The sequence below is a fragment of the Nocardia sp. XZ_19_385 genome, from assembly GCF_015355755.1.
Lineage (GTDB): Bacteria > Actinomycetota > Actinomycetes > Mycobacteriales > Mycobacteriaceae > Nocardia.
This window is the reverse complement of sequence record NZ_JACVEE010000001.1, coordinates 575961-588792: the sequence shown is the minus strand read 5'-3', so window position 1 is coordinate 588792 and position 12832 is coordinate 575961. Positions and strand designations below refer to the sequence as shown.

At 66.7% G+C, this 12832-nt stretch carries 13 protein-coding genes; 8 read left to right on the top strand and 5 right to left on the bottom strand.

Annotated features, from left to right (window positions below):
* The first annotated feature begins 31 nt into the window (after positions 1-31).
* The 4 genes from IBX22_RS02630 to IBX22_RS02615 all read left to right on the top strand — a co-directional run bounded on the left by IBX22_RS02630 (position 32) and on the right by IBX22_RS02615 (position 4355).
* On the top strand, positions 32-664 hold the full coding sequence (locus tag IBX22_RS02630; protein WP_194813778.1) for a TetR/AcrR family transcriptional regulator: 633 nt from the start codon (positions 32-34) through the stop codon (positions 662-664).
* On the top strand, positions 664-2181 hold the full coding sequence (locus IBX22_RS02625; RefSeq protein ID WP_194813777.1) for a glycosyltransferase family 39 protein: 1518 nt from the start codon (positions 664-666) through the stop codon (positions 2179-2181). The genes IBX22_RS02630 and IBX22_RS02625 overlap by 1 nt, the downstream gene beginning before the upstream one ends.
* Before the next feature lie 56 nt (positions 2182-2237).
* Positions 2238-3053, top strand: a complete 816-nt coding sequence (locus IBX22_RS02620; RefSeq protein ID WP_194813776.1) for a thioesterase family protein — start codon at positions 2238-2240, stop codon at positions 3051-3053.
* A gap of 150 nt (positions 3054-3203) precedes the next feature.
* Positions 3204-4355: an epoxide hydrolase family protein gene (locus IBX22_RS02615; RefSeq protein WP_194813775.1), complete on the top strand. Its 1152-nt coding sequence runs from the start codon at positions 3204-3206 to the stop codon at positions 4353-4355.
* A gap of 105 nt (positions 4356-4460) precedes the next feature.
* Here the strand turns inward: IBX22_RS02615 and IBX22_RS02610 are convergent, their stop codons facing one another.
* Both IBX22_RS02610 and IBX22_RS02605 read right to left on the bottom strand, forming a co-directional pair.
* Positions 4461-4664 (bottom strand): cold-shock protein, encoded by a 204-nt coding sequence (locus IBX22_RS02610; protein WP_194815528.1) that lies wholly within the window; start codon positions 4662-4664, stop codon positions 4461-4463.
* A gap of 176 nt (positions 4665-4840) precedes the next feature.
* Complete coding sequence (locus tag IBX22_RS02605; protein ID WP_309234393.1) at positions 4841-5461, bottom strand: class I SAM-dependent methyltransferase; 621 nt, start codon at positions 5459-5461, stop codon at positions 4841-4843.
* A 94-nt stretch (positions 5462-5555) separates the two neighbouring features.
* Here IBX22_RS02605 and IBX22_RS02600 point away from each other — a divergent pair, with 94 nt between their 5' ends.
* The gene (locus IBX22_RS02600; protein WP_194813773.1) at positions 5556-6440 is read left to right on the top strand and encodes a bile acid:sodium symporter family protein; all 885 of its coding nucleotides are present in this window, start codon (positions 5556-5558) and stop codon (positions 6438-6440) included.
* 2 nt (positions 6441-6442) lie between these two features.
* Here the strand turns inward: IBX22_RS02600 and IBX22_RS02595 are convergent, their stop codons facing one another.
* From IBX22_RS02595 to IBX22_RS02585, 3 genes are all read right to left on the bottom strand, one after another.
* Positions 6443-7069: an LppP/LprE family lipoprotein gene (locus tag IBX22_RS02595; protein ID WP_194813772.1), complete on the bottom strand. Its 627-nt coding sequence runs from the start codon at positions 7067-7069 to the stop codon at positions 6443-6445.
* 123 nt (positions 7070-7192) lie between these two features.
* Positions 7193-7660: a hypothetical protein gene (locus tag IBX22_RS02590; protein ID WP_194813771.1), complete on the bottom strand. Its 468-nt coding sequence runs from the start codon at positions 7658-7660 to the stop codon at positions 7193-7195.
* A 46-nt stretch (positions 7661-7706) separates the two neighbouring features.
* Complete coding sequence (locus tag IBX22_RS02585; protein WP_309234392.1) at positions 7707-9152, bottom strand: aminotransferase class I/II-fold pyridoxal phosphate-dependent enzyme; 1446 nt, start codon at positions 9150-9152, stop codon at positions 7707-7709.
* A gap of 121 nt (positions 9153-9273) precedes the next feature.
* Between IBX22_RS02585 and IBX22_RS02580 the strand changes: the two genes are divergently transcribed.
* Genes IBX22_RS02580 through IBX22_RS02570 form a run of 3 tightly spaced genes read left to right on the top strand, consistent with a single transcriptional unit; the run spans position 9274 to position 12581 of the window.
* The gene (locus IBX22_RS02580) at positions 9274-10110 is read left to right on the top strand and encodes a nitrilase-related carbon-nitrogen hydrolase (RefSeq protein WP_194813770.1); all 837 of its coding nucleotides are present in this window, start codon (positions 9274-9276) and stop codon (positions 10108-10110) included.
* Complete coding sequence (gene hydA / locus IBX22_RS02575; RefSeq protein WP_194813769.1) at positions 10107-11528, top strand: dihydropyrimidinase; 1422 nt, start codon at positions 10107-10109, stop codon at positions 11526-11528. Before IBX22_RS02580 ends, hydA begins: the two co-directional genes overlap by 4 nt.
* Positions 11529-11543: 15 nt before the next feature.
* Positions 11544-12581, top strand: a complete 1038-nt coding sequence (locus tag IBX22_RS02570; protein ID WP_194813768.1) for a TIGR03842 family LLM class F420-dependent oxidoreductase — start codon at positions 11544-11546, stop codon at positions 12579-12581.
* The last annotated feature ends 251 nt before the right edge of the window (positions 12582-12832 follow it).

Genomic DNA, 12832 nt, shown 5'->3' with positions numbered 1-12832 from the left:
CGCGGCTGACCATGCGTGCTAATATTTGGCCGTGCGGTCAGAAAATGATCCCGGCGGGCAACGCAAGTCGTTCATCGAGGAGGCCCGGCGGCGTCAGATCATCGCCTCGGCGGTAGAGGTGATCTCCGAAGTCGGTTATGCCGGTGCGTCTTTGGCGCGAATCGCCGAGCGGGCCGGAATCTCCAAGGGCGTCATCTCCTACCACTTCGCGGGCAAGGACGATCTGATGGAGCAGCTGGTCATCCAGCTCTATGTCTCCGGTGGGGAGTACATGGGCCCGAAGATCGGAGCGGTCCAGGGCGCGCGTAACCAGCTGCTCACCTATATCGGCACCAACCTTGACTTCATCGAAGCGAACCGGACCTACATCGCTGCCCTGCATCAGGTGGTGCTGAATCTGCGGGACGCCGAGGGCAATTCGCGTTTCGCCACCGTCGACGGCGAGCACGAGATCATCCAGCCGCTGATCGACGGGCTGATCCAGGGGCAGCGTGAGGGCGAGTTCGGCACCGACTTCGAACCCGTCCTGATGGCGAAGTCCATCCGGGATGCCATCGACGGTGCGGCAGGGCGGGTCGTGCGGGAACCGGACTTCGATATGGCCGCCTACTCGGCGCACGTCTGCCGGGTGTTCGACATCGCGACACGGAAGGCGGAGCAGTGATGGCCGAGGTGCTGGAAGCGCAAGAGCGGCAAGCGGATACCGGGCAGCCCCCGTTCGCCTACGCGGGCGTCGGTGCGATCGTGGCGGTGTGTGCGGTGGCGCTGTTCGCCTCGACCGGTCGCTACGGATTCTTCGGCGACGAACTGTACTTCCTTTCCGCCGGGCGACGGCTCGCCTGGGGCTACGCCGATCAGGGCCCGCTGGTGCCCGCTATCGCCCGCTCGATGGATCTGCTCGCGCCGGGTTCGCTGGTGGCGCAGCGCATTCCGGCGGTGCTCGTGACGTTGGCGGCGATCGTGATCAGCGCCCAGATCGCGCGCGAATTCGGTGGTTCGCGGACCGCGCAGGTGCTGACGGCCACCGCCTACGTGACCTCGCCGTTCCTGCTGGTGCAGGGCACGCAGCTGGCCACCAACACCATTGATACCGCGCTGTGGGTGCTGATCAGCTGGCTGCTGATCCGGTGGGTGCGCACCCGCCAGGACCAGCTGCTGTTCTGGGCGGCGGTGGTGACCGCGCTGGATATGCAGGTGAAGTGGCTGATCCCGTTCTTCTGGATCGTCGTCGCCGTCGGCGCGCTGGTCTTCGGTCCGCGAGAGCTGTTGCGGCGCAAGGCATTGTGGCTGGGTGCGGCATTCGTGCTGGTGGTCTCGGTGCCGATGCTGCTCTGGCAGGCGTCGCACGGATGGCCGCAGCTGGGGATGGGCACGGCGATCTCGCACGAGCAGGACACCATCGGCGGCCGCTATACCTGGATTCCGCTGGCGATCGCGATGGCGGGACTGTTCGGTGGCGTGCTGTTGATCGCGGGAATCTGGGGCTTGCTCCGCTCGGAAGCCCTGCGCCCCTTCCGTTTTCTCGGCCTGGTCCCGCTGCTGCTGACGGTGATCTTCGTCGCGACCAACGGCAGGCCCTACTACGCCGCGGGCTGCTACGCGGCGATCATGGCCGCCGGTGCGGTCTGGTGGACCCGGGACGCGCGGCGCTGGCGCAAGTTCGCCACCATCCCGTTGGTCGCGCTGTCGGCAGCGTCGGTCATCTGGAGCCTGCCGTGGCAGTCCGAGGCCGATATCGACCCGGTCGATAGTGCGGCCGAAGCCGGTCTGGCGATCGGCCTCTACGGCAGGTTCGGCTGGAACGAGCTGCGGGACGCTACGGCTGATGCCTATCAAGAGCTGCCGGGCACCGAACGCGCGGATGCGGTCCTCATCGCCGATTCCTATTGGCAGGCATCGGCTCTCGACGTCGAACGCGCGCGGTATGGTCTCCCGCCGGTGTACAGCCCGAACCGTGGTTTCGGATACTTCGGCACACCGCCGGATGCGGCCACCTCGGTGCTGTGGATCGGCGGCGACGAGGACGAGCTCCGGAAGCTGTTCGCGACGGTGGTTCCGGTCGGCCGTTCCGACGCCCGGCTGGGGATTCCGGGTGTCACCCGCGATGTGACGATCTGGCGCTGCGACGATCCGCTGCGGCCGTGGTCGCAGACCTGGCCGGGGTTGCTGCGCCTGAGCTGAGCGTCATTCCCAGCCGGGAATCGGCGCGGGACGATGCTTTGGCATACGCTGGCGGGGTGGGAGATCTCGGACTCGACACCGCCGTCGACGGCGCCGCGGGCCAGTACGCCGCGACCCTCTCGCCGGACTGGGAAGCGTGGGGCCCGGTCGGCGGTTACCTTGCGGCACTTGCCGTTCGAGCGGCGCGCGAGCACGGCGAACTACCGCACGTCGCCTCGGCCACCTGCCAGTTCCTGTCGGTCGCCGAATTCGGCCCGGTGCAGCTGACCGCCGAAACTCTGCGGGCGGGGCGGCGAGCGGAGTCGATCCAGGTGCGGATGACCCAGCGCGGCAAGCCGATCCTGGCCGCGCTGGTGTGGTTGAGTGCCGATGGCCTCGACGCGGGCGTGCACCACGACGTGGCGCGTATGCCGATGGCGCCGCCGCCGGAGGGGTTGCGCTCCTGGGACGATCTGACCGTGCCGATGCCGTCGGTGTGGAAAAGCGTCGAAGGCAGACCCGTTGTCTGGCACGAACATTGGAACGAGCGACCACTGGGCGCACCGGAGTGGCAGGGGTGGTTCCGTTTCCGGCCCGGCTGCACCGACCCGGCCGCCGACGCCGCGCGCCAGCTGATCCTGCTCGACCTGATGCCGTACCAGGCGCTGCTGGCCGCGCACCGCGAACAACTACTCGCCCCGAATCTGGATCTGTCGGTGCAATTCCATCGCACCGGCCCGGTCGACGACTGGCTGTTCGCCGAAGCCTCCTGCGACATCGTGGAATCCGGACTCGCCGGCTTCCGCAGCCGGGTGTGGAGCCGCGACGGACAATTGCTGGCTTCCGGTTCCGGCCAGTTACTGTGCCGCCTGATGCCCGCGGCGCCGATCTAGTTGGGTCCGCGGCTGCGGCCCGTCTCGCTGACCAGCGGAGTCCACCCTGATATGAGCGCACATTGCCCGGATCGGCTTGTGTCTCACGACACTCCTACGCCGACCGGATTAGGACGGAACCTGACCTAGCCAATCCATAAATTGATCTCCATGAACGCTGACATCATTCCCTTCCGGATCCAGATTCCGCAGGTTGAGCTCGATGATCTGCGTGACCGCCTGACCCGCACCCGCTCGCCGCACCCGGTGCCCGGCACCGGCTCGGACTCCGACCACGGCATCGCCACCGACTATCTGCACGAGCTGGCCGCCTACTGGGCCGATGGGTTCGATTGGCGCGCCCACGAAGCCGAATTGAACCGCTACCCGCAGTTCGTCACCGAGATCGACGGGCAAATTATCCATCTCCTGCACCTGCGATCACCGGAACCGAACGCGACTCCGCTGCTGCTCAACCAAAGCTACCCGACTTCGTTCGTGGAGTTCCTGCAAGCCAGCGGGCCGTTGACTGATCCTCGCGCCCACGGCGGTGACCCGGCCGATGCCTTCCATGTCGTCATCCCGTCACTGCCTGGCTTCGCCTTCTCCAGCCCGCTGTCGGCGCGCGGCTGGAACATGGAACGGACCGCGCTCGCCTTCGGGGAGCTGATGACCCGACTCGGTTATCAACGCTTCGGAGCCGAAGGCGGCGACCTCGGGGCCGGTGTCACCGGCCGGCTGGCGGCACTGTTACCCGAACGGGTGATCGGTGCCCATACCCATGGCGACCGCCTCCAGCTCGGCATGGTCGGCGAAGACTTCCCCGCCCCTGCCGGGCTGAGCCCCGACGAACAGAAACAACTCGAACAAGCCCAGCACAGCTGGTCGCAGATGAAGGGCTACCGTGTGCTGCACTCGACCGAACCCAACGCTCTATCGGCGGGCTTGGCTGATTCCCCGGTCCTGCAACTGGCTTGGATCGCCGAAAAGCTCCACGAGTGGGCCAACCCCGCTACACCGATCAGCCGTGAGGACGTCCTGATCACCGCGAGCCTGTACTGGTTCACCCGAACCGGACCCGCCGCAGCGGACTTCTACTGGGAACTGGCCCACGCCGCGAACCCGGGCTGGGGCGCGGCATCGCCTGTGCCGCAAGGCGTTTCACTGTTCTACAGCGACCCGCTGGTGCGCAAGGTCTTCGATCCGGGCGAGGGCGCCGCCTTCTTCCGGGACCACGCCGAAGGCGGGCACTTTCCGGCCTTCGAAGTCCCCGACCTGCTCGTCGCCGACATTCGCGCCTTCTTCCGTCAGCTCCGCAACTAAGGATCGGATCCGGGACGAGAGCGGCTCTCTTAGCGTGCCGACTGCTTCCGGACAACGCGAAAGGCTCCGCACCTCGCGGTGCGGAGCCTTTGCAAGTCACGCTGATCAGATAGCGCGGACGTCCTGAGCCTGCGGACCCTTCTGGCCCTGGCCTACCTCGAACTCCACACGCTGGCCCTCGTCGAGGGACTTGAAGCCCGCCCCGCCGATAGCCGAGTAATGCACGAAGACGTCAGGGCCGCCTCCGTCTTGAGCGATAAAGCCGAAGCCCTTTTCACCGTTGAACCACTTCACACTGCCTTGAGCCATGTTATTTACAACTTCTTTTCTGTAGGTGAGCCGCGCGCGGATCACTTCAATCCGCTCGGTCTCAACAGCCAACTATGCCACACGCCCCGTCATACAAAAAATCTGCACTGGCGGTGGTAGACATTCTGCGCGCGGGCCGCGAGCTATTTCCGTGCTTATTTCAGTGACATTTTTAATCAACCTTGTTTGCGGGCCAGCAGATACGCGCGGGTGGTGTCCACCTCGGTGGGGTAGGCGCGGCGTTCGAGGTTCGCGTCGATGCGGAACCCGGCTTCGGTCAGCAGCGCTTCGATCTGGGGTCGTTCGAAGAAGTGAAAGTCCAGATCGACTGTGTGCCCGAGCATGTCGTCCAGATGCAGCACCTCGCTACCGACGTGGAACGACAGCAGCAGCTGCCCGCCGGGTAGTAGTGCGCGATGAAACTCCTGGAAGACCCCCGGCAGGTCGGATAGCGGCACATGGATGATCGAGTAGAACGCCACGATCCCACCCCAAACCCCCTCGGCCACATCGAGTTTGCGCATATCGCCGACCTGGAACTCGATGCCCTCATACGTCTTACCGGCCAACTCGACCATCCGCGGCGACAGATCGAACCCCACCACCCGCGCCCCGAGGTGTTCCAGATACCAGCTCACATGCCCTGGCCCGCAACCGATATCGGCAACCGCCTCTTCGCCGACCTCGTCGGCGAACACTCGCAGTAACGCCCGGTCCAACGGCTTCTCCCGCAACTCCGCCCCGAATCGCGCGGCGTAATCCTCGGCGATCTCGTCATAACTGTCCTGCGTACCCACCCGCCCCATACTGCACCGCCTGTCAACGGATCGCATGGCGCGCGGTAAGGGGCTCGGCTATGTTCGAGCCGTTGTGCGGTGAGAGGAGATCGGTATGGGTTCAACGGGTTTCGCGGTGCTGTTGCCGATTGCGCTGGCGCTGATCATGTTCGGGCTCGGGTTGACGTTGACCGTGGACGACTTCGTCAGGGTGCTGCGGTATCCGAAGGCGGCGGTGGTGGCGCTGGGGTGTCAGATGGTGTTGCTGCCCGCGGTGTGTCTGGGGCTGGTGTATCTGTTCGGGCTGGGTGGGGCGCTGGCGGCCGGGATGATGTTGCTGGCGGCCTCGCCGGGCGGGCCGTCGGCCAACCTGTTCAGCCATATCGCCGGCGGCAATGTGGCGTTGAATATCACGCTGACGGCGGTGAATTCGGTGCTGGCGGTGTTCACGATGCCGCTGGTGGTGGCGCTGTCGTTCAGTTTGTTCCTCGACGACGCCGAATCGATCGGGCTGCGGCCGGACAAGTTCGCGCAGGTGTTCGCGATCGTGCTGATACCGGTCGCGATCGGGATGTTCGTGCACCACCGGTTCACCGATTGGGCCGAGCGGATGCGCGGCAAGGTGAAGGTGCTGTCGATCGTGGTGCTGGCGCTGGTGGTCACCGCGGCGGTCGCGAAGAATTTCGAGATCCTGACCGAGAACATCGGGAAACTGGCCGCGATCTGCCTGGTGTTCGCGGTGATCAGTCTGGCTGTCGGATATTTCGTGCCGAAGTTGCTGAAGGTCGACGAGGATCAGGCGATCGCTTCGGCCATGGAGATCGGCATTCACAACGGCGCGATCGCGATCGCGGTCGCGGCGACGGTGCTGCAGAACGACGCGATGGCGGTGCCGGGCGCGGTTTACGGCGTGCTGATGAACATCCCCGCCGCCGCTGCCGCCTATCTGCTGGCCAGGCGTGCGCGGCAGCGGTCACCGGAACCCGCCGCGGCGGGCTGACCTCAACTCGGCGGGAACTGGCCCTGCGCCGTCACCGAGGTGCCGTTCAAGGTGAAGGTGACCACGCTGGGGCCGCCCGTCGGGCAGCACAGCGCGTCCTCCGCCAGCGGCCATCTGTATTGCACCTGAACGGTATTGCGGGTCTTGCCCAGCACGTGGGTGTAGCCGTAGGGCTCCTTGGAGGCTGTGCCGAGGTATTTGCCGCCGGTGAAGAACAGGACGTGGGTGGCGGGGTGGATGCCCGTGCCCTCCACCGTCATCCAGGACAGGACCCCGGAGCAGCCGTCGGCGATCAGGTCCTCGCTGGCGCCCGGAATGGTCCACTCGGTGGCCGGTTCGGACGCGATGACCTGGGTGAACGCGGAGTGCGCGAGCTCGGAATTCAGATCGAAGCAATAGCCGTGGCCGCTGCCGGGCTGCGCCGTCGCCGGGGTTGGGGGCTGCTCGGTCGGCGGGGCCTCGGGTGCGGTCGGGTTGTTCGCGGTCCCGGGCTGGGGCGGGGTGACGGGCACGCTCGACGGGCGCGACGGTGTGCCAGGGGCGGAGGGCGCGGGCGAGTTGTCACCGCACCCGGTCGCGGCGAGCGCAATGCCCGCGGCGACAGCGATTACTGCCGGTTTGATGCCCATGTTTCCCTCGATCAGCTCGAATGGTTAGAGCAGGTATCCCTGCAAGCGAAATCGCGGAGATCGGGAGCGGTGTTACCGGCGACCGTGGCGGGGTGGGCCGGGAAAACCCGGCCCACCAGCGGCTCAACGGATCTCGGTGGTACCCGAGCAGGTGATGGCCGGCACCGGCACGAGGCCGGTATTGACCACCGAGAGGTCGAAGCGGACGGGACCGGTGCCGGTCGGCAACTGGCCGAAGCTGGTGTCGGTGGGGAAGAACGGCCCGGCCTGACCGTGCGCGGTGACGGTGCCGCTGGCGCCGGTCGCGAGGTTGGTCCAGGTCAAGGTCGGGTGGGTGCCGTAGCCCCAGATGCTGCCGCCCATGTTCACGGCGACCGCCGGACGTCCCGACCACAGGTCGCCACCGTGGGTGCCGTGCAAGGTGCCGCTGTAGGGCAGGTCGACGATATTGGGGCTCAGCCCGACGCAGCGCATGCCGATTTCGATCGGGCCGCCGTAGTTGGCGGCGGAGGCGGTTGTCACACTCGACAGTGTGCCGGCGGCGACGACTGCCGCGCCCACCGCAATCCGGGTGATCATGGATTTGTTCATAGGCCGACGCTAACACAACGGAAGTTGCGATAGCCTGTGTGGCGCATCATGTTCGGCGGACCCGCCGATAGGTCGGGGCCGCCACCGTGGCGGCCGCCAATTCTGTTGCGAGCCAATCGAGATCGAGGTCGGCCACCGGGGAGACGGTGAGCCGCAGATGATCCGAGACGGGCTGATCACCGACTTCGAACGGACCGCCGGGCGCGACCTTGATCCCCGCGGCGGCGAGGGAGATCATGGCGGCGTTCTCGTCGGCGACGGGCAGCCAGAGGTTGATGCCGTCACCACGGGGCAGCGCGACGCCCTTCTTGGCCAGCGCGCGACGGAGTTCGGCACCGCGCCTGCGGTATTCGGCGCGAGCGGCGGTGACGGAGTGCACGGAGTTTTCGTCGCCGAGCATGGTCAACAGCACCCGCTGCAACAAGCGACTGGTCCAGCCGGCGCCGAGCATGCGGCGTTCGACGACCGGATCGAGCAGGTCGGCGGGCCCACCGGCGACGGCCAGGCGCAGATCGGCCCCGTGGGATTTGGAGTAGGACCGGACGTGCACGGTCCGCTGCGGGATCCGGGCACCCAGCGAGCGCAACGCGGACGTCGCGATGCCCGCACTGTGGTCGTCCTCGATGACGAGAACCTCGGTGTCACGCAGGATGTCGGTGAGTTCGCGAGCGCGCCCGGCGGACAGGGAGACACCGGTGGGGTTCTGGGCGCGCGGCTGCAGCAGGAAGACGGTCGCGCCCGATTCGGTGATCGCCCGGGCGAGTTCGGTTGGTCTGGGCCCGGATTCGTCCAGATGGACCGGGACGGGCCGCGCACCGAGCCGGGCCAGCAGGTCGAGAAACGGTGGAAAGCAAGGATCTTCGACGGCGACGGTGTCACCCAGGCGGACATGGGTGGACAGCAGCCGATCGATGGCGTCCAGCGCGCCGTCGAACACGGCGAGGCGTTCGGCTCGGAACGGCCAGTCGGCCCGCACCGCCGCCGCCAGCTCGGGTAGCACGGCCTCGCCGAGATAGTCGGCGGCGAGGTCGGCGGCGTCGTGCGCGGTGATCTCACGCAACGCGGCCGCGAGGTCGGGCAGCAGCGCCGGGTCCGGGGTGCCGCGCGATAGGTCGACCCGGAAGGCGCTGTCCGACGGCGGATGCAGCCGCTGATAACGCCCGGCCGGCCGACTCGCCACGGTTGCGGCGGGTTCGCCGACGAAGGTGCCCGCCCGCCCCCGCGCGATGATCGCTCCGGTGGCCGCCAATGCTCGCCAAGCCTGGTTGACGGTGGCGGGGGAGACCCGCAGTTCCTTGGCGACCTCGCGCACCGTGGGTAGCCGGGATCCGGGAGGCAAAGCGCCGGAACGGATTCGGCGACTGATTCCGGCGGCGATACCGGCCGGTGTGCGATCGTCCAGATCGGCGGCGAGCTCGGATAGCGACATGAGCGCGGCCGGCGGCACCCCGTCGGGGAGTGCGCCGGTACTGCTCGCGCGTTCGATCGTCACGGCTCAATTCTGCGACAGCCACGGTCCGGCAACCGGCACCGGCCCCAAGATTTACTGCGCCGAAATTGTTTCCGCGCAGATGTAACACATTGGACGTGCTTCAGGGTGCACGATAACAATCATGCCAACCGTTCGAGCCGCGCTCGTCCAGACGAACTGGACCGGCGACAAAGAGTCGATGATCAAAGTGCACGAGGACTACGCGCGGCAGGCGGCCGCGCAGGGAGCGAAGGTGATCTGCTTCCAGGAGTTGTTCTACGGGCCCTACTTCTGCCAGCAGCAGGACACGAAGTTCTATGAGTACGCGGAGTCGGTGCCCGGGCCGACCACGGAGCGATTCGCCGCGCTGGCCCGGGAATTGGGCATCGTGATCGTCCTGCCCGTGTACGAGCAGGAGCAGCCGGGCGTGCTCTACAACACCGCCGCGGTGCTCGATGCCGACGGCAGCTACCTCGGCAAATACCGCAAGCACCACATCCCGCAGGTGCAGGGTTTCTGGGAGAAGTTCTACTTCCGGCCCGGCAACCTGGGCTGGCCCGTGTTCGACACCGCCGTCGGCAAAGTGGGCATCTACATCTGCTACGACCGGCACTTCCCGGAGGGCTGGCGGGCCCTGGGCCTGGCCGGTGCGGAGATCGTGTTCAACCCGTCGGCGACCTCGCGCGGGCTGTCGGCGTACCTGTGGAAGCTGGAGCAACCGGCCTCGGCGGTGGCCAACGAGTACTACATCGGGGCGATCAACCGAGTCGGTGTAGAAGAGTTCGGCGACAACGACTTCTACGGCACCAGCTACTTCGTGGATCCGGAGGGCAAGTTCGTCGGCGAGGTGGCCTCCGATACCGATCCCGAGCTCGTGATCCGGGACCTGGACATGGATCTGCTCAAGGTGGTGCGGGACCGGTGGGCGTTCTATCGCGATCGTCGGCCGGACGCCTACGGCCCGCTGCTGGAGCCGTGATGACTACTTTTATTCATGGCGGCACCGTTGTCTCCGCCACCGGTTCCCAATTGCTCGATGTACTGATCGACGGCGAGACGATTGTCGCTGTCCTGCAACCGGGTTCGACCGCGCTCGGCGCGGATCTGCGCGCATCCGCGGACACGGTCATCGATGCCACCGGCAAGTACGTGATTCCCGGTGGGGTGGACGGGCATACGCATATGCAGCTGCCGTTCGGCGGCACCGAAGCTTCGGACACCTTCGAGACCGGTACTCGCGCCGCGGCCTGGGGCGGCACCACCACGATCGTCGACTTCGCGGTGCAGAAACCCGGTGAGCGCGTGCAGGACACGCTGGGTCTCTGGCATCAGAAGGCGGCCGGGAACTGCGCCGTCGACTACGGCTTCCACCAGATCATCGGTGAGGTCAACGACGAATCCCGCAAGGGTATGAGCGAATTGGTGTCCGAAGGCGTCACCAGTTTCAAACTGTTCATGGCCTATCCGGGTGTCTTCTACTCCGACGACGGGCAGATCTTGCGGGCCATGCAGTCCGCCGGTGAGCTCGGTGCCCTGATGATGATGCACGCCGAGAACGGCATCGCCATCGACGTGCTCGTCGAGCAGGCCCTCGCCCGTGGCGACACGGCACCCTACTTCCACGGCACCTCGCGGCCGTGGCAGATGGAGGAGGAGGCCACCCATCGCGCGATCATGCTGGCGCAGTTGACGAACGCGCCGCTCTACGTGGTGCACGTCTCGGCGAAGCAGGCGCTCGAACAGATCGCCACCGCGCGGGGCAACGGGCAGAACGTCTTCGGGGAAACCTGCCCGCAGTATCTGTACCTGTCGCTCGAAGAGCAGTTGGGCGCACCGGGTTTCGAGGGCGCCAAGTGGGTGTGCTCGACACCGCTGCGGTCCCGCGCCGAGGGGCATCAGGACGAACTGTGGCGCTACATCCGCACCGGTGACGTCTCCACGGTCAGCACCGACCACTGCCCGTTCTGCATGAAGGATCAGAAAGAGCTGGGGCGCAACGACTTCAGCAAGATCCCGAACGGTATCGGCGGCGTCGAGCATCGGATGGATCTGATGTTCCAGGCGGTCAAGAACGGCTGGATCTCGCTGGAACGCTGGGTCGAGGTCTGCTGCACCACGCCGGCCCGCATGTTCGGGATGTACCCGCGCAAGGGCGTGATCTCGCCGGGCGCCGACGCCGACGTGGTGATCTACGACCCCAACGGGCACACCAGCATCGGCTACGACAAGACCCACCACATGAACATGGACCATTCGGCCTGGGAGGGCTTCGAAATCGACGGCCACGTCGACACCGTGCTCTCGCGCGGCCGGGTGATCGTGGACAACGGGCAGTACCTGGGCAGCGCGGGCCACGGCCGCTACATCAAACGCGAACTCTCGCAGAACCTCATCTAGATCGGAGACGGCCCGATGGACATCGGTGTGGTGCTGCAATGCACGCCCCCAGCCTCCCGTGTGGTCGAACTGGCCAGACAGGCGGAGACGCACGGGTTCTCGCATGTGTGGACCTTCGACTCGCATCTGCTGTGGCAGGAGCCGTACGTCATCTACAGCCAGATCCTCGCCGCCACCCGCAAAGTGGTGGTCGGGCCGATGGTGACCAACCCGGCCACCCGGGACTGGACGGTGACCGCGTCCACCTTCGCGACGCTGAACGACATGTTCGGCAACCGGACCATCTGCGGGATCGGGCGCGGGGACTCGGCGGTGCGCGCACTCGGCGGGAAGCCGACAACCCTTGCGACACTGCGGGATTCCATCCAGGTGATCCGGGAGCTCGGCAACGGTCGCAGCACCCGGATCGGGGACACCATGGTGCGGCTGCCGTGGGCGTCGGCTTCGCGGCTGGAGGTGTGGGTGGCGGGCTACGGCCCCCGCGCCCTCGACCTGACCGGGGAAGTCGCCGACGGGTTCATCCTGCAACTGGCCGACCCGGACATCACCGCGTGGACCATCGCGCGGGTCCGGGCGGCCGCGGAGCGAGCGGGCCGGGACCCGTCCTCGGTGAAGATCTGCGTCGCCGCACCGGCGTATGTCACCGATGGGTCCGAATCCGGCTTGGCCCACGCCCGGGAGCAGTGCCGCTGGTTCGGCGGAATGGTCGGCAATCATGTCGCGGACATCGTCGCCAAATACGGGACCGGCGGCGCGATCCCGGCCGCACTCACCGACTACATCGCGGGTCGGCAGGGCTACGACTACAACCAGCACGGCCGGGCCGGGAACACCCACGCCGACTTCGTGCCGGATGCCATCGTGGACCGGTTCTGCCTGATCGGTACGCCCGACGATCAAGTCGCCCGCCTGCGGGAACTGGAGAAGCTGGGTGTCGACCAATTCGCCGTCTACCTCCAGCACGACGCCAAGACGGCCACTTTGGAGGCATACGGGGAGTCCGTGCTGCCGCGCATCGCGCATCCGGTGACGGCAACGGAGGCCGCGCATTGAAAACTAGTGCGACCCTCGCCGCGGACCTCACCCCGTCACTCCGGCGAACGCCGGAATCCAGGGGCACGTGGGATTCGGCCGTTTCCGGGGTGCCAGTCGGCGCGACGGATCCCGGGCTTCGTCCTGGTGGCGGAGAGCGGGGGCGTGACGACCGGGAGATCGCCTGGGGTGACGGAACTTGGCCTGGCGATGAGGGGGAGTGGGTGCGGGGTGCCGGAGCCAAGGCGCGGGACGCCGGTGATTGGGCTCGG

Bases quoted from the DNA above. Each gene is read 5' to 3' on its own strand.
- IBX22_RS02600 (WP_194813773.1), top strand. From the start codon at position 5,556: ATGGGTTCAACGGGTTTCGCGGTGCTGTTGCCGATTGCGCTGGCGCTG.
- IBX22_RS02570 (WP_194813768.1), top strand. From the start codon at position 11,544: ATGGACATCGGTGTGGTGCTGCAATGCACGCCCCCAGCCTCCCGTGTG.
- IBX22_RS02595 (WP_194813772.1), bottom strand. From the start codon at position 7,069: ATGGGCATCAAACCGGCAGTAATCGCTGTCGCCGCGGGCATTGCGCTC.
- IBX22_RS02610 (WP_194815528.1), bottom strand. From the start codon at position 4,664: ATGGCTCAAGGCAGTGTGAAGTGGTTCAACGGTGAAAAGGGCTTCGGC.
- IBX22_RS02590 (WP_194813771.1), bottom strand. From the start codon at position 7,660: ATGAACAAATCCATGATCACCCGGATTGCGGTGGGCGCGGCAGTCGTC.
- IBX22_RS02580 (WP_194813770.1), top strand. From the start codon at position 9,274: ATGCCAACCGTTCGAGCCGCGCTCGTCCAGACGAACTGGACCGGCGAC.
- IBX22_RS02615 (WP_194813775.1), top strand. From the start codon at position 3,204: ATGAACGCTGACATCATTCCCTTCCGGATCCAGATTCCGCAGGTTGAG.
- IBX22_RS02625 (WP_194813777.1), top strand. From the start codon at position 664: ATGGCCGAGGTGCTGGAAGCGCAAGAGCGGCAAGCGGATACCGGGCAG.